The sequence below is a fragment of the Brucella gallinifaecis genome, from assembly GCF_006476605.1.
Taxonomy (GTDB): Bacteria; Pseudomonadota; Alphaproteobacteria; order Rhizobiales; family Rhizobiaceae; genus Brucella; species Brucella gallinifaecis.
In genome coordinates, this window is sequence record NZ_ML636809.1 from 39,660 (window position 1) to 54,867 (window position 15,208).

Here is a 15,208-nt window from a genome sequence, read left to right on the forward strand (position 1 = left end):
AAACGCCCAATTTGGAATCTTCGGCCGCGCGTTCAGCTGCTTATCTGCCGATAGCCGCATCTCGCCTCGACCGCCAAAGCGTTAGGCGCGCTGACGACGACCGCACCGCATCATCCGCAAGGCCCACCTCCGGGCCTCCGATATTTCTTCAGAAATTTAACCCGAGGCATGAAACAAAGCTGCCTCCTGGAGGTTCGGTCAATATGCGCATGCAACAGGCATCGCTTAACCACGCGCAATTTAATGGAGGAGCCGGAAAATGGCCAAAGCAAAGCAACGTAATCTTGATGATCTGTTTTATGACACTTTGAAAGATATCTACTATGCCGAACGCAAGATCCTCAAAGCGCTTCCAAAAATGGCGCGCGCCGCAAATGATGACAAGCTGAAAGCGGCGTTCGAAACCCACCGGGAACAAACTGAAACCCATGTCGAGCGCCTGCAGCAATGTTTCGAACTGCTCGGCAAGCGCGCGCAGGGCAAAACCTGTGACGCCATCGAAGGCATCATCGCGGAAGGCGAAGAAATCATGGAGGAGTTTTCCGACAGCCCAGCGCTTGACGCGGGTTTGATCTCGGCTGCCCAGGCGGTCGAGCATTACGAGATCACCCGTTATGGCACACTCAAACGCTGGGCTGAAACCCTGGGCCATAAGGATGTCGCCAAGCTTCTCGATGCAACCTTGCAGGAAGAAGGTCAGACGGACAAGGATCTGTCCTCGCTCGCCGAAACTTCGGCAAACGTCACCGCTCAGGCCGCCTGACCTCATCAGGCTGATTCTAAATGCTTGCCCGGGCGCGAGAGCGTCCGGGCCGACCAAGATCACCCGATCAGCGCGTTGCTAATCCCGGAAATTGCTCGCGCTCCTCGCACGCAAACGGACCAGGAAAGCAGACCAAAAGAGATTGACCGACGCATATTTTTCAAAGGAAGGCGCAATGGCTTGTGTGAGTGGACTTTTTGACAGCTTTGATGAAGCCTATGATGCGATGTCAGCCTTACGGGAAGCCGGAATAGAAGCAGAGCATGTGAGCCTAATCACCAACAATGTGGTCTTGCAGGGAGTCCAGCAAGCCAGGATTTGCGGGGCCCCGCAATCGGTTGAATGCCTGAACGATGCCGCAGCGCAACCGTCCCCGCACGACAGTCACACCCTTGACGCCTTGGGGATCATCTCGCTGCCGGGAATCGGTGAGGTGGCTGTGATTGGTTGGGTCACCGCCTCTCTTGTTGGCGTGGCGGGATCCGCGCGCAATGCTTCCGAACTCACAAGCATCGTTAACACCCTGCCACAACATGACATTTCCGAACGCATGGCTGATACATACAGCGAAGCACTGCGTCGCGGCAGTACGCTGTTGCTCACGCGTTGTGATGAAGCGGAGGTCAATAAGGTGGAAGCACTGCTCGATGAATGGGGCAGTGTGAAGATCGACGAGCGCCGCGATCTCTATGTGGCGGAGGGTTGGATAGCATTTGATCGTACAATGCCGCCTTTGACCTTTGAAGAGATCGAAAGGGATCGCCGTGCCAGAGGGCTCGAACGATGAAAAAGATTGACCCGATCAAGGCACGTCAAGGGTCTAAAGGCCGTCCGGTGCTGCTCGTTCTTGTGATGAGCCTTGTTCTCGCTCTCCTTGTCTGGGCTGCGTTCGAATTCTACGGGCAGATGCGTCCCGGACGTGGCTTTATGGACGATGACGCCAAGCTGCCGGCTTCCTCTCCTTCGCAAACGCCGCCCTCGGCCACCGGCCGTCAATAAGCCCGCTATTCTGTGATGCCTGTCCTTGTTTGCCAAGGTTTCCCGTCGCCTTAGCGACGCAGATCCTCATTCCGCCTATGCTCCCGCGATGTCCCGTCAATATTGACGCGGCGGCTGATGTCGGCCGCGCCGAACCGGACCAGCCAGATGCTCCAACGGCTTGCCTTCTTTGCACGGCACGCTTGGAGGCTAGCCGTCTTGCCAGCATGTCAGACACATCGATCACCGGCTGCTGTCCAAACTCGCGGAAAGCCAATCGTGAACGATGTTACAACGGCAATTTCGGAACATCCAGTGTTTCGCAGGGTTAGACCCTCGTCACGCGCGACAAAACATCATCCTACAACATGAAATTGGGAAGGAAAAAACAATGGCACAGAATCATAGCCAGGGCGGCAGCCACGAACAGCACGTCAAGGCCGGCCAGCAGAGCCACAAAAACACCGGCAAGCAGGCCAGCAACCGTGACGATAATAAAGAGAACCCATCGTCCTCGCGTGGCGGCACACATGAGCAGCATGTGAAGGCCGGGCAACAAAGCCATAAAAATTCATAGACTCGAAAGGGCAGCTTCGGCTGCCCGCACCGGGCTGTGCCCGGAAAGGCTGGAGCAATGTCTTGCAGAACCCCCGAAAAGAGCACAACCGACTGTGTGCTTGAACCCGACCAACTCGTTGCCATGATCCCCGCATTGAGGGCATTCGCGCGCAAATTCTACAATCAAAGAGAAGACGTCGACGATCTCGTTCAGGAAACGCTCGTCAAGGCGATCGCCAACCGCGCGAAATACGTACCCTATGCGCCGCTCAAATCATGGTTGTTTACCATCATGCGCAATACATTCTGTACCCGTATTCGGATCCAAACCCGCGAAGCGCCCGGGATCCTGGATTGTGTTTCCCAGGATATGGTGGTCAAAGCGTCCCAGGAATACGCGCTCGAAGCGCATGAGGTTCAACTGGCGCTTGAAACCTTGCCGGTTAAATATAAACGGGTGCTTGCCCTGGTGGTCTTTGAAGGCAAGTCCTATCAACGGGCAGCCGAACTCTGTGACTGCTCGGTCGGTACCGTGAAAAGCCGCCTGCATCGTGCCCGCTACAAACTTCACACGATCGTCGACGGTCACCGCTAAAAAACATCCACCGAGTAAAATCTGTTCACGCGCATGACTTGTAATTTTCATCCAATCATGGCGAACTCGCTGTAATGGTTCATTCAAAGCTTGGCACGCCGCATTTGTTTCGCGGCAAGAAAATACTAATTTTTGAGGATGGCTTCCTCCTGACCGAGGACGCGAAAACCAAGCTTGTGGGGCTTGGAGCCTCAATTCTCGGACCCGTCAGCACCCCGGAAACCAGCCTCACTGTGCTGGCAAGCGAAACAGTCGATGCGGTCATACTGGATGTTGCAATCGAACCCGAAGCAGTTCTGCCGGTTATAGCGGCGCTGGAAACCTATTGCATTCCCTTCATCTTCGCGCTCGCTGCCCATCCAGGCCTTGATGGGCAGCGCTTCGCAGGTTTTGTGCTCAGTGCCACGGATGACGATCTTGCGACCATCGCCACCGCATTGTTCGGTCAATCCGACCTGGTCCACTGACCAATGCGATCAGCAGGGTGCAACCATGCATTGCTACATGGCCTCTGTGAATCTGCGGCTTGCTCGAGCGCTTGTCTTTAATTTCTAAAAACATCACCACGATGCTACGGCGCAGGGACCAGTTTGTCTGCTATCGTACAGAAAAACCACGCCGGATCAGGGTGTTATAGATTGTTCCCCGTCAAACAGAATCGAGGGGGCAATGCGGTGCGGAGCGCGTTCCATGCCCAAAAGTAGGATACATGGACGGCGTCAGACAATTGCAGAACCGAATACTCAACAGCCTGCCCCCCGATATATTTTGCGAGATTTTTACGTCCCTTGAGCCAGTGACCCTGGAGCGCGGCCAGGTCATCGTCGCAGCAGACCAACCGATCGATTATCTCTATTTTCTTTGTAGTGGCATTGGTTCTGTCATTATAGTGCCCGCAAGCGGAAAACTTGCTGAAGCCGGCATGCTCGGTCGCGAAGGGTTTGGCCCAACCTCGCTTGCAGTCGGGACTCAGAAAAGCATCCATCAGATTGTGATGCAGGTCGGAGGACACGGCCACCGGATCGATGCGCGCGCCGCTCGCAGCCACATTAAACGCCATAGCCTGTTTGCCAATCTGCTGGCGCGTTACCTTCAGAGTTTTTCCTCGCAGGTCTCCTACACCGTCTGGGCCAATGTCAATTTAAATATTCATGAGCGCCTTGCCCGCTGGCTTCTGATGACCCACGACCGCACTGACGGTGACGAGATTATCCTCACCCATGATTTTATCGCCTTGATGCTCGGCGTCAGGCGACCCAGCATCACTACCAGCCTGCATATGCTTGAGGGAAAGAAACTGGTTCGCTCCGAGCGAGGACGGATCACCATTCGTGACAGAAAAGGATTGGAGGAATTTGCCGGTGAAGCCTATGGCAAGCCGGAGCAGGAATATCATGAACTCTTCGGCACAAAGCTCTGACATCCCAAACAAAGCTTTTCCATTTCGGGGCGCACGAACAAATGGAACCGGAAACACATTCCGCTTGTGCAAGCCTTCGTTGCTCCAAAAGAGAAGTGACATCGTTTCCCCAGGGCTCCGCCAAACCTACGGCGTTGCCTGAGGAACGCGGTTTGTCTTCGCCCAGGCCAGCCTGACGGCTGAAAAAACGCACAGCCCTTCATCGGCGTCATTTCCATCCACGCAGAGCTGAGGCCGAGAAATCTTAAGCCGGGCAATGATTGGCGTGCTTTCCATCTCCATGCCTTATCGGCCGTCGCCTGCGAAGAATAACCGATCCCGCGTGGATCCGCAGCGTGCTTATGCGGGTTGGACGCTGGCTTTCGTATTCAGATCCTGCATCAGCCGGCGATATTCCTGTTCCGCCCAACCATAGGCTCCGCCGGCATAGGCCTCGAGCGCTTTGCGGTCCCAGATCACGATATTGTTGCGCAAGGAGCGGATCAATCCCAGTCCCTCAAGCACATGAAGCGAAGTCGTGACGCTTGGCCGGCGCACGGCAAGCATGATGGAGAGAAACTCATGGGTCAACGCGATTTCCGAGCCTGAAATGCGGTCATCACACATCAACAACCAGCGCGCCAGGCGCTGATTGATCTCGTGGACGGCGTTGGTCACCGCTGTCGAAGCGAGTTGCACCGAAAAGGCTTCAATCGCCCGGATCATCACCCGAGAAAAGCTGCGGCTCGTCTCCATGCGTTCACGAAACCGATCATAGGCCACCGCATAGCCCTGTCCCGCTACCTGCATGATGACATCATAGGAGCTGGTCTCAACACCGGCCACCGCTGAGGTCGGCACATATCCATCAAATCCAAACAGCCCGGCTTCCGCCCGGTGCCCTTCGCGCGTGGTGACGATCACCGAGCCAATTCCAGCCGTTAAAAAATAAACAGCCTCTATCTCCTTGCCGGCCTGCGCCAATATGTGCCCGCGCGGAAGTTCAAGAAAGCGCGCATGACCGGCAATCGCGTCGTAATCAGCTTGCGAAAGGAGCGAAAGAAGCTGGTTTTCCATATTCTGCAGCTGCGGGAATGTCATTTCAACTTGCCTTGTTTTGCCGCCCTCAACCCAAAACAAGCCAGGCAGGCTTTTGTTCCGCCTGGCAACCTCATCGCTTAGAGCGGTAAGCAAGGCCTTTGTACGCTATCGGACAAAAAAAACGGGGTGCTTTATCCGCTATACTGGATTTCTGCCCACCAACGGGTGGCTGATAACAGCGAGGAATTTGCCGTGCCCCTTTTTAACGAAGCGAGCAGAATCTACGCGCCCGATGAAATCGACTTCATGCGAAACTGCGTTGCACTTGCTTCCCTCAAACTATCCGGTCCGCAACTCGACGAAGCCGTTCTGGCCGAGCAGGTGTTGCGGCTTTACGAAAGTGGCCTGCGGGATTCATCAGCAGTCTGCGATCTGGCGATCCGCTTGATCAGTCCAGCGCAACAGTCTCAAGACGTTTTCGCCGCCAATGGCAATGCTGCGCAGGAACCAGACATGCTTCCCGAATAAACACCCGTTACGACGTTGAATTCAGATCCAACTCCAATTGCATGCGGGCGCGACACAGCCTGCTTTTTATCGTGCCAATAGTACAGCCGCTCTGGGTGGCGGCATGTTGATAGCTCAGACCATTGAAGACAACCATGTCGATGACGTTGCGGTGGCTCTCCGAGAGTTTGGTGTAAGCGCGCCCAACGTCCTGGAGTTCAATCGCCATTTCCTGCGGCGCGTTGATGACCGGCCCCCCTTCATCGCCCAAAGCTGTTTCCCGACGCGCGCGCTTGAACCGGCTGCAAAAGCTATTTTTCATGATCGTGAACAACCAGGATTTCAGCGAGCCATAGGGCTGGTATTTTTCCCGGTTTTTCAGGGCCTTGACCAAAGTCTCCTGAACAAGATCTTCTGCATCGGCAGATTGGCGGCATAAGGACCGCGCGAACTGCGTCAGTGCCGGTAGCAGCTGCATCAACTCATCTTCGAAATTTGGCTGCGATAACATCATCTCTCTCCTGTCCGCCATTGATTTAAGGCCCGACCGGGGCTTTGGTTCCGAGAGACGGTCCAACCGTACGATATCGTACAGGGAAGATCTCAGCTGCGGTTGCTCTGTGGCTGTTGGGTTCACGACCGGGAACGGCTGCTGGCCGTAAAAAGCGGGAACGAAAACAGAATGGCGGAGTTTGGTGGGTAAACCGGCAACCAACTCCGCGCGAAAATGGCGGATGATTGGAGCCGGCCGCACAATTGAAAAGAAAGCGCGAGATCAAAATGCTGCCTGAAACCGGGATCACCAAAGGGAACCTCCGTGCTGGGAGCATGCATCTTTGCGTCGACATGCAAAAATTGTTCGGCCCCGGAGCGCCGTGGCATGTGCCCTGGGCGGAGGCGGTTCTTCCCAACATTGTCAGTCTTTGCGGGATCTGCGCCGAGCGGACCGTCTTCACGCGCTTTATTCCGCCACACTCTCCAGACGACGCCGTCGGCGCCTGGAAACGCTATTACCGCAAATGGCAGAGCGTGACGCTCGAATTTCTGGACCGTGATCTGCTCAATCTTGTTGATCCCTTACAACGCTTTGTCCCGCCGGCCACTCTTCTGGACAAGGGCGTCTACTCTCCCTGGACGCAAGGTCTGCTCCAGAAATTCCTCTATAAAAAACGTGTCCACACCTTGATCGTCAGTGGTGCGGAAACCGATCTCTGCGTACTTGCGACCCTTCTTGGAGCCGTGGATCGCGGCTATCGCGTCATTCTGGTGACGGATGCGGTCTGCAGTAGCTCCGATGCAAGTCACGACGCAATCCTCGCACTCTGCCATCATAGGCTGGCGGAACAATTGGAGCTTGCGACAACGCAGGAGCTGGCCGATGCATGGTAACAACCCCAAGAAAAGGATCACGGCCCCTGCAATGGTGTCCGTGTCTGTCATCAGCCGGGGCGCCCACAAGCTTTTGCTCACCTCCTGTGAAGAAGTGGAGCTGGCGCCGGCCCGCGTTGGTCAAAGCTCTTCCCCGATATGGCTATCGCTTATCGTAACCGCTCATGCATGAAACGGCACCGCGGCTCCAGCCGGCGCAGCGCGACGTTCACGAGAGCCGCGATAAAAGCGATTTCGCATGTGCGACTACAGCGCAAGTTTTTCTGGATTGAAAGGGGGCGGGGGTACCTCCTCTGGCATCGGAACCTCGGGTGCTGGATCGGGACGATCAGGAATATCAGGTCCCAGCGGTTCGGGTAGACTGTCTGGCTGCTGCTCGGGCACGGTAGCCGGAGGGATATCCGGGATTTCCGGCGAATGCTCCGGCACCGGAACATCAAGCGTGGGCTCGGGCCGGTCAGGAATGTCAGGTCCCAGCGGTTCGGGAAGACTATCTGGCTGCTGCTCGGGCACGGTAGCCGGAGGAATGTCCGGGATTTCTGGCGACTGTCCGGGCTGCGGTAAATTGGACGGATTGCTATTGTCCTGCGGAAGCGGTTGTGTCGTCATGGTTTTCTCCTCAAAGCTCTCAAAACACCAACCCTTTGCCGGTTGCTTTGTTCCAAAGCGAAATTTCCACAGCGTCACCCATTCTGGCGGTTCGATCAATCACCGGTTTGGTGATTGCTGGCCTGCACTGGCTTGGATTCGGGCGAACCCTTCTGACGCAAATAAATCGATAAGAGAACCAGCGCGGCCGTCGACATAAATTCAGACTGCCAGTTTTGGAAAGATTCAAACCATAGGCCCGAATCCAGCAAGTAAGGCCAGAATGCCGCCAGAGCTGCGCCATGCTGTACCGCTTCTTCACGCGCTGCGCGAAAACTGGCTATTACGTGGAAAACAAAACTGCTAGCAAACAATGCAAAGAGAGCAATGCCCAGCGAATGGGCATAGAGAAACTCTATAGCAGGGTGGAATCGGCTGGCTGCGGGCGATGGTCTTTGCGATGAGGGCGCCCGATCCTGATCGGGATCTCTTGACTCCGCTGAACCACGCTGAAACAGCATCGCGGTCAGGACGACATAGACCCCCATCTGCAGGAATTCACTCTCCCAGTTTTCAAACAGAGCCGAAAGAAATTCCCCGCTCTTAAGGTACTCGAACAGCCCAAGCGGTGCCCGGTGATGACGCACGAGCGTTTCGTTTACATTGGAAAGTCCCGCAACAACCATACCCACCAGCGACAGAAGAAACAGCGCGATAAGAGCGATCGTTAGCCCATTATCTTTGAGAAAGCGGCGCATCGGCTGCGGCCGCTTACTGTCGTTGCGGCTCTTCAGACATTGAGCCTGCGCCAGATTTTCTTCTGTCGGGATTTGGTCTCCGCCATCTGCTCGAACGGCGCCTGGCTCTATCTGGTCCCTCGCCTCAGCGAGACCGTCAGCAATGGATGACGGCAAGTTCGATCTTGTTTTCCTGGTCATTTTTGCAATCATCGGTCACTTCCTCCGCATTCCGAACTCGCCGGGTCGAAGCTTGTTCCAGATGTTTCGCTGATTGCCTTCCGCTCCCCTTCTTTGCCCCTCGGCCAATCTATCGAGAGGTGGCTTCATCAACAGCGACCTAATGGGTGACGGGGGAAAGGCCAGTGAGTTGCACGAAGGGACCCTTGAGATAGGCCTGCAAAGTTGTAAGTTGGCTCGCAGATCTGCCTGAATCCCTTAGAAAGTGCTGGATGAGCGCGTCTGATCCTTTCTCGAACCGACCTGGTGCGATTTCTGCAGTGGGGAAGCTCAGGGCAAAAAAATGCCGGGAGAGTTCTGTCCGGATGTGTCTCTCTTCCTGCGTGTCGGCGTCGAATTCCTGAAACGCAACGCGGTCCATCAACCCGGCTTCGAGCAATGCAAGACGCAGCTTAAAGCAATAGGGACAGCCCGCTTTCAGATAGATGACCGGCTTGAATCCGCAAGTTCCCGGGTGCGGAACATCACTCTGCCCGGACGAATCCTGAAGCGAAGGCGGCGGCTGTTGCACTGCCAAAGCCCCAGTGGCACCGCCGGTTTCTTCGTCGGCTGTAGGCAGTGTCGCTGCCCTGTCGGATGTCCTGTTACTATTCTGGCTTGCTGGGTTCTTCATCCTCTCATACTCCTGTCATTGGAAACACCCCAACAAGAAGGCGAAGACACTGTTCCCTCAATTTTGAGAACCACCGAATTTTTGAATCCTTCTTGCATGGCGACCCGCCAACCCCATGGAGGAGAGCGGACAGTCACTCAGCAAAGCCTCGCTGCGACGAAACCCTCAACAATTCAAGGTTCAATATAGCTTACCACGCGCAGCTTCGGCGCGCGATTGCGCGGATCGTTCAAGAAAAACAGTGCGCCCGAGGACCGAGCTTGTGATGCCACATAATCGAAGATTGCGATCGCCTGTTCCGCGCCCCCTTGCGGTTCGTCAATGGTTCCTACAACACGAACCTGGGCGGCGCTTGATCGCGACGAGTTGAAAACTGCAAAAGCGACCCGATACCCATTTTCGACCGCAGTATAGCCGGTCACTTCGACACGGAAATCGGCTTTGTCTGGCTGATATTGATAACTATGATACCCCAACCAGCAAAGCAGCGAGGCGATAAGCAAAGCGGATAGGCCACCCGCGAGCCACTCGCTCCAATGGACTTCAACGGTCGCTGCTTCATTGTTCTGCCTGTTAATTTGCTTGTTCATGTCGCTGCCTCACAAAACCAGGCGGGCGGATGCCGCCCCAATCGCTGTGGGAAACGACAGCACAATAATCGTTGTCACCATCTGGGCGAATGAGGTGTCATCCAGCCGTTCAAATGTCCATAATGTGTATGCACTGGTGGCAAATGCCAGCACATAGCCCGGCAGCGTGAACCGGACCAAAGAGCTCCACCACGGCGCGCCTTCCTGCACGCGATGCTCGCCTTTGAAATGAACGCTATAGACAAAGCCATGCATGATGATGATCGACACAAGCAGGATCAGCACGGCCTGGCCAGGCACAATCTTGTAGGCAATCAGGATCATTTCCTCGGTGGGGGCCACATTCAACCCCAGAAAAAGCGCTCCAACGATCATCATAAACAACTCATTGAAATAGCCGCTCTCTCCATCATATTCTCCATCCTCTTCGTCATCCTCTTCCGACCGCATGCCGAGTTGGCTGCGTCCCAGCAAGGCGCCGATACTGGCTGGAACGGCTTGCAGGGCAATCATCGCTATCATGTGGTGCAGCGGCAATTCACGGCTCAACAGGCCAAACAGCCAAAGGATCATTCCGCTCAACACAATACCAAGAGCGAAGGCGATAGCCGCGTCACGCAGCGTTTGTGACCAGGTCGACATGCGCTCAAACCCGATACGGTAAGCAAGCCCGATCAGCAACGGAATGTTCAACAGGCAAAGCAGCAGCAACCGCATCGGATTGGCGTAAAGACCAAGCTCCCACATTTCCATCGTCATCAGCATCGGCAGCGCAAATAACAGAGCACCCCCTAGGCCACGCGCAATGCCTGTAAAAAAGTCAGGGTGGATATTGGCAGAAGGAATGGTTGACGTGGAACGCACAATTAATACCTCATCATCGCGACCAGACAGATCTGAAACTTCCACGCCTGCAACATGTTCCCAGTTGTTCCCTTCATATGCCGCCCATCAGGAATTCTTGGGCTCTGTGGAAGTTTTTTGGAACTTAACCTCCGGGCGTGAGTTCGGTAGGTGTAGACATTACATCAGTGGAGAAAAACCATGAAAATCAGCGTTTTAGCGCTTGCTGGCGCGTTCCTTGTCGCGCCGTCTTTTGCCTTTGCACAGGATAGTGGTGCCACTTCACCGGAAACCCCGGCAGTCTCGACCCCGGACAGCAAAAATCCAGATGCACCGGTGAAGGGCGCCAATAGCTTCACCGAAGATCAGGCCAAGAGCCGCATTGAAGAAGCAGGGTACAAGGATGTCACCGCTTTGAAACTGCGGGACGATGGTATCTGGGAAGCCTCGGCAATGAAGGGCACTGAAAAGATGGAAGTGCAGCTTGATTACCAGGGTAACGTCACCAAGAAGGCGATGTAATCCCCACCCCCCGTCGTAATAACACCTTCATGAACCAGGGAGAAGAATATGCGAACTGTTACTGGACTTTTTGATAGCTATTCCGCAGCTCAGGACGCGGTTGCACGCCTGGAAAGCGCGGGCTTCCCTTCAGACGATATCTCGATTGTCTCCCACCACGATGACAGAGAAAGCAATGCCGGCTCCGGAGCGGGTGTGGGTGCTGGCATCGGTGCCGCTGTGGGCGGTGCGGGCGGGCTTCTCGCTGGCTTAGGCATCATGGCTATTCCTGGCGTCGGGCCCGTGGTTGCTGCCGGTTGGCTCGCAGCTACCCTGACCGGTGCCGTTGGCGGCGCCGTGGTTGGCGGTGTGGCGGGTGGACTAATTGGTGCCCTCACCGAAAGCGGCGTGTCGGAAGAGGATGCGCATGTTTATGCTGAAAGTGTGCGTCGTGGTGGCTCGCTTGTGACTGCGCGTGTCGCCGACGAGCGCTATGCGGAAGCTGACGCCATCCTGGCCGGGACCAACAGAGTGGATGTCGCGACGCGTCGCAAGCTTTATACCGAGGAAGGCTGGCAGTGTTTTGACGCCGATGCTGATCCTTACACGCCCGAGGAAGTCGAGCGCGAACGCCGTCGTTACCTGTAAATGAGAAAGCGGGCGAAAGCCCGCTTTTTTGCTATTTGGAAGAAACGAATTGAATTTCCATTTCTTCCTCATTCGCAAAGGAAGAGAAAATGTCTGATAATCCGACACTCCAGGATCCACGTAGCCTTTATCCGGCCCCACCGTTTCCCCAGCAACGCCAGGCAAGACCCGGCATTGCTGAAAAGATGTTGCCCGAACCCGATCACGGTGAACAATCCTATCAGGGTCACAATCGATTGGAGGGGCGGCGCGCACTGATCACCGGCGGCGATTCCGGCATCGGGCGAGCTGCAGCGATCGCTTTTGCCCGCGAAGGAGCCGATGTGGCAATTTCCTACTTGCCGGAGGAAGAAGAGGATGCGCAGTCGGTCATCGCTTTGATCCGCGCTGAAGGCCGCAAAGCGGTTGCCCTGCCCGGTGACATCAGTGACGAAGTCTGGTGCCGCGAAATGGTCGCACAGGCGGCGCATCAACTCGACGGGCTCGACATACTGGTTATCAACGCCGGCCGGCAGCAGTTCCGTGAAGAGATTTTCGAGCTCACCAGCGCGGATTTCGACAGAACCATGAAGACCAATCTTTACGCGCTGCATTGGATCGCTCAAACGGCAGAACCATTGCTGCCGGCCGGTGCAGCGGTGATCACAACCGCCTCCATACAGGCATACCAGCCTTCGGAAATCCTGCTGGATTATGCCACGACCAAGGCCGGTATCGTTGCTTATACCAAAGCCCTGGCCAAACAATTCATCAAAAAGGGCATTCGTGTGAATGCGGTGGCTCCCGGACCCGTCTGGACGGTGCTGCAGCCTTCTGGCGGGCAACCCGATGAGAAGGTCGTTCATTTTGGTGAGAACAGCGATTTCGGTCGACCGGGTCAACCCGTCGAACTGGCCCCCATCTATGTATTGCTTGCTTCCAATGAAGCAAGCTTCATCAATGGAGAAGTCTATGGCGCCACGGGCGGCAAGGGCATCGGCTAAATTCTGCCTCCCGGGTTTTCAGATGACTATCCACTATCACAACAAGGGTGCCGGTCGGCACCCTTTTTCCCGGTATGTCCAACCAGTCAACGGCATGGCGGGAACCAATAGTTATATCCGCCGTTGCCATCCGTCATGACTTTGCAGGCAGGCAAGTTCTGCAAAGCAGAAATGGCGCCCTCTTCTACCTGGCGACAGCGGATAGCGAACAACAGTCGATGCACAACCCACTCTCTGGCTCATTCGCTGGCCCGATCGCGCTGGCCCCGATTGGCGTTGTCTCCGAAGGCTGTGGGCTCACCGCAAGCATCATGCAAAGCGCTGATCACCGCTCCATTGCGGGCCTTGTTCGCCGTCAACCCTCAGCCATTGGGTCTCATCACAACCTTGATGCAGCCATCCTGTTTGTCGCGAAACCTTTTATAGGCCTCAGGACCGTCTTCAAGGCCCAGGCGGTCGGTGATCAAAAAGGATGGGTCGATCTTCCCCTCTATGATCAATTGCAACAATGGCTCAAGATAGCGCTGCACATGGGTTTGTCCGGTCTTCAAGGTAAGACCCTTGCCCACCACTGCCCCCAGCGCCGTCGGAACTGCAGACCCCACGAATACGCCGGGGATCGACACAACGCCACCCGGACGACAAGCGAGAATTGCCTGGTTAAGGGCATAGGGCCGTTCACTGGCAGTAAGGCTTGATTGCAGGGCTTCGATCACCCCGCCCGCTCCATGACTTTCCATGCCCACTGCTTCGATCACCGCATCCGGTCCCTGACCGTTGGTCAGATCGATAATCTGCTGCTGAAGCTCCTCATCTGTGTAATCCAACACGTCTGCTCCTGCCTGCCGAGCCAAAGCGAGACGTTCTGGAATGGTATCAATCGCTATGACTTTCTCCGCACCCAATAAAAAGGCCGACTTGATTGCAAAGAGGCCGACTGGACCACAACCAAAAACCACCACGCTCTGTCCGGGCCGAATGTCGCAATTCTCCGCCGCCATATATCCGGTTGGAAAAATATCTGACAAAAAGAGGACCTGGTCATCGCTGAGCCCGTCCGGTATCACGACCGAGCCGACATCGGCGAAAGGCACCCTGAGATACTGCGCCTGCCCACCTGGGAAACGTCCGTAAAGCTCGGAATAACCAAAGAGACCCGCCGTTGGATAACCGATCTGCTCAGCCTGCAAGGCAGCTTTTGGATTCGAGCGCTCACAGAGCGAAAAAAGACCACGGCTGCACATTCGGCACCCACCGCACGAAATCGTAAAAGGCACAACAATGCGGTCGCCCACCTTCAACTTGCGGCTTCCTTTGCCGACCTCCACCACCTCGCCCATGGTCTCATGGCCCATAATATCGCCGGCATGCATCCCTGGCACAAAGCCACCATAAAGATGCAGATCAGAGCCGCAGATGGCACAGCTTGTCACCTTGATGATCGCATCGCGCTCATCCTGGATGATTGGATCGTCGACTTCCTCACAACGTATGTCGCCAGTACCGTGCCACGTTAACGCCTTCATTGTCTTCTCCCTGTTTGCAACTGCGAGCATGCCCGCCAACGAGATGGCTGACTGGACGCCGGGTTTCCGTTCCCATTGTTGTCATTGTTCTCATTTTCATCCCCCGAACTCGTCCGCGCGGGAACTGTTCCATTTGCACAGGTTTTTCGTTGGGTGGTTTCGCAAAGCAAAGGGAACAAGTGCTTGCCAGCCGGGTTCGGCCATCAAGGCATCACGCCAAAAAGGAGTGTCCCATGCGATATCGAGATATCAACCCACCCAATGAGTGGGGCGAAGCACCAGATCAAGGCATTGCCGTCACACCCTTGACCGAAATGTACCTATTTGCCCTGCTTCCCCAGCAAGGAGCCGAAGCACAGGATCGAGCCCCGATTTCAGGCGGGCGGCTGGTCGCGGCTGCCTCTGCCGCCGATGCTAGACTGGTCGCCGCCGCAACAGAGTTCATGCAGGAAACAGATCAGCAGCCAATGCCCAGCTTAAGCCATAGTTCAGCGTTTCGCGACGAAAAGCTCTACCGTGTCGAGCAAATCGACCAACGCCCCGTCGAAGCGGCTCGCGGTCTGATCGCAACCGAGTTTGATGAGCAATGCCAGTCATTTCTCTCGCTGCCCAACCCGCGTCGTTAGCTGCGAAAAAACCTACACGCGGTTGCGATTATTCACGCTGCCGCGGATTTAAGGAGCGCGGACCTATCATTGCTTCGCAATGT

21 protein-coding genes are annotated in these 15,208 nt (G+C 55.6%); 13 read left to right on the top strand and 8 right to left on the bottom strand.

Going from position 1 to position 15,208, the window contains the following annotated elements:
- Nucleotides 1–259: 259 nt before the first annotated feature.
- From FHY56_RS13695 to FHY56_RS13725, 7 genes are all read left to right on the top strand, one after another.
- Nucleotides 260–763: a YciE/YciF ferroxidase family protein gene (locus FHY56_RS13695; protein WP_140905738.1), complete on the top strand. Its 504-nt coding sequence runs from the start codon at nucleotides 260–262 to the stop codon at nucleotides 761–763.
- A gap of 142 nt (nucleotides 764–905) precedes the next feature.
- Nucleotides 906–1,550, top strand: coding sequence for a hypothetical protein (locus FHY56_RS13700; RefSeq protein WP_140905739.1), 645 nt, complete (start codon nucleotides 906–908; stop codon nucleotides 1,548–1,550).
- Complete coding sequence (locus FHY56_RS13705; RefSeq protein ID WP_094574791.1) at nucleotides 1,547–1,762, top strand: hypothetical protein; 216 nt, start codon at nucleotides 1,547–1,549, stop codon at nucleotides 1,760–1,762. Before FHY56_RS13700 ends, FHY56_RS13705 begins: the two co-directional genes overlap by 4 nt.
- A 370-nt stretch (nucleotides 1,763–2,132) precedes the next feature.
- Nucleotides 2,133–2,318, top strand: a complete 186-nt coding sequence (locus tag FHY56_RS13710; protein ID WP_094574787.1) for a hypothetical protein — start codon at nucleotides 2,133–2,135, stop codon at nucleotides 2,316–2,318.
- A gap of 57 nt (nucleotides 2,319–2,375) precedes the next feature.
- Nucleotides 2,376–2,894, top strand: a complete 519-nt coding sequence (locus FHY56_RS13715) for an RNA polymerase sigma factor (RefSeq protein WP_140905740.1) — start codon at nucleotides 2,376–2,378, stop codon at nucleotides 2,892–2,894.
- A gap of 74 nt (nucleotides 2,895–2,968) precedes the next feature.
- A complete protein-coding gene (locus FHY56_RS13720; protein ID WP_094574783.1) occupies nucleotides 2,969–3,361 on the top strand; it encodes a response regulator in 393 nt (130 codons plus the stop codon).
- 242 nt (nucleotides 3,362–3,603) lie between these two features.
- Entirely contained in the window at nucleotides 3,604–4,314 is a 711-nt protein-coding gene (locus tag FHY56_RS13725) for a Crp/Fnr family transcriptional regulator (RefSeq protein WP_168927609.1), read from the top strand.
- A 339-nt stretch (nucleotides 4,315–4,653) separates the two neighbouring features.
- Here FHY56_RS13725 and FHY56_RS13730 read toward each other — a convergent pair whose 3' ends face one another.
- The gene (locus FHY56_RS13730) at nucleotides 4,654–5,394 is read right to left on the bottom strand and encodes a Crp/Fnr family transcriptional regulator (RefSeq protein ID WP_140905741.1); all 741 of its coding nucleotides are present in this window, start codon (nucleotides 5,392–5,394) and stop codon (nucleotides 4,654–4,656) included.
- Nucleotides 5,395–5,586: 192 nt separating this feature from the next.
- Between FHY56_RS13730 and FHY56_RS13735 the strand changes: the two genes are divergently transcribed.
- On the top strand, nucleotides 5,587–5,862 hold the full coding sequence (locus FHY56_RS13735) for a hypothetical protein (RefSeq protein ID WP_140905742.1): 276 nt from the start codon (nucleotides 5,587–5,589) through the stop codon (nucleotides 5,860–5,862).
- Nucleotides 5,863–5,869: 7 nt separating this feature from the next.
- On the opposite strand, the gene FHY56_RS13740 is transcribed toward FHY56_RS13735, so the two are convergent.
- Nucleotides 5,870–6,355, bottom strand: a complete 486-nt coding sequence (locus FHY56_RS13740; protein WP_235889505.1) for a sigma-70 family RNA polymerase sigma factor — start codon at nucleotides 6,353–6,355, stop codon at nucleotides 5,870–5,872.
- Between the two features lie 266 nt (nucleotides 6,356–6,621).
- Here FHY56_RS13740 and FHY56_RS13745 point away from each other — a divergent pair, with 266 nt between their 5' ends.
- Entirely contained in the window at nucleotides 6,622–7,230 is a 609-nt protein-coding gene (locus FHY56_RS13745; RefSeq protein ID WP_094574777.1) for a cysteine hydrolase family protein, read from the top strand.
- 246 nt (nucleotides 7,231–7,476) lie between these two features.
- On the opposite strand, the gene FHY56_RS13750 is transcribed toward FHY56_RS13745, so the two are convergent.
- The 5 genes from FHY56_RS13750 to FHY56_RS13770 form a co-directional block, all read right to left on the bottom strand.
- Nucleotides 7,477–7,839, bottom strand: coding sequence for a hypothetical protein (locus FHY56_RS13750; RefSeq protein WP_140905744.1), 363 nt, complete (start codon nucleotides 7,837–7,839; stop codon nucleotides 7,477–7,479).
- A 95-nt stretch (nucleotides 7,840–7,934) separates the two neighbouring features.
- Nucleotides 7,935–8,576 (bottom strand): DUF6766 family protein, encoded by a 642-nt coding sequence (locus FHY56_RS13755; RefSeq protein ID WP_140905806.1) that lies wholly within the window; start codon nucleotides 8,574–8,576, stop codon nucleotides 7,935–7,937.
- A 319-nt stretch (nucleotides 8,577–8,895) separates the two neighbouring features.
- On the bottom strand, nucleotides 8,896–9,408 hold the full coding sequence (locus FHY56_RS13760; RefSeq protein WP_094574773.1) for a thioredoxin domain-containing protein: 513 nt from the start codon (nucleotides 9,406–9,408) through the stop codon (nucleotides 8,896–8,898).
- A gap of 173 nt (nucleotides 9,409–9,581) precedes the next feature.
- Nucleotides 9,582–9,998, bottom strand: a complete 417-nt coding sequence (locus FHY56_RS13765) for a TIGR02588 family protein (protein WP_140905745.1) — start codon at nucleotides 9,996–9,998, stop codon at nucleotides 9,582–9,584.
- 9 nt (nucleotides 9,999–10,007) lie between these two features.
- Nucleotides 10,008–10,865 carry a TIGR02587 family membrane protein gene (locus tag FHY56_RS13770; RefSeq protein WP_167382744.1) on the bottom strand — a complete coding sequence of 286 codons (858 nt, stop codon included), beginning with the start codon at nucleotides 10,863–10,865 and terminating at the stop codon, nucleotides 10,008–10,010.
- A gap of 177 nt (nucleotides 10,866–11,042) precedes the next feature.
- Between FHY56_RS13770 and FHY56_RS13775 the strand changes: the two genes are divergently transcribed.
- The 3 genes from FHY56_RS13775 (at nucleotide 11,043) to FHY56_RS13785 (ending at nucleotide 12,973) form a co-directional block, all read left to right on the top strand.
- Complete coding sequence (locus FHY56_RS13775; RefSeq protein WP_079211041.1) at nucleotides 11,043–11,363, top strand: hypothetical protein; 321 nt, start codon at nucleotides 11,043–11,045, stop codon at nucleotides 11,361–11,363.
- A 48-nt stretch (nucleotides 11,364–11,411) separates the two neighbouring features.
- Complete coding sequence (locus FHY56_RS13780; RefSeq protein WP_140905746.1) at nucleotides 11,412–11,990, top strand: general stress protein; 579 nt, start codon at nucleotides 11,412–11,414, stop codon at nucleotides 11,988–11,990.
- Nucleotides 11,991–12,079: 89 nt separating this feature from the next.
- The gene (locus FHY56_RS13785) at nucleotides 12,080–12,973 is read left to right on the top strand and encodes an SDR family oxidoreductase (RefSeq protein ID WP_094574764.1); all 894 of its coding nucleotides are present in this window, start codon (nucleotides 12,080–12,082) and stop codon (nucleotides 12,971–12,973) included.
- A 362-nt stretch (nucleotides 12,974–13,335) separates the two neighbouring features.
- On the opposite strand, the gene FHY56_RS13790 is transcribed toward FHY56_RS13785, so the two are convergent.
- The gene (locus FHY56_RS13790) at nucleotides 13,336–14,499 is read right to left on the bottom strand and encodes a zinc-dependent alcohol dehydrogenase (RefSeq protein ID WP_140905747.1); all 1,164 of its coding nucleotides are present in this window, start codon (nucleotides 14,497–14,499) and stop codon (nucleotides 13,336–13,338) included.
- 233 nt (nucleotides 14,500–14,732) lie between these two features.
- Here FHY56_RS13790 and FHY56_RS13795 point away from each other — a divergent pair, with 233 nt between their 5' ends.
- Entirely contained in the window at nucleotides 14,733–15,125 is a 393-nt protein-coding gene (locus tag FHY56_RS13795; RefSeq protein WP_140905748.1) for a hypothetical protein, read from the top strand.
- The last annotated feature ends 83 nt before the right edge of the window (nucleotides 15,126–15,208 follow it).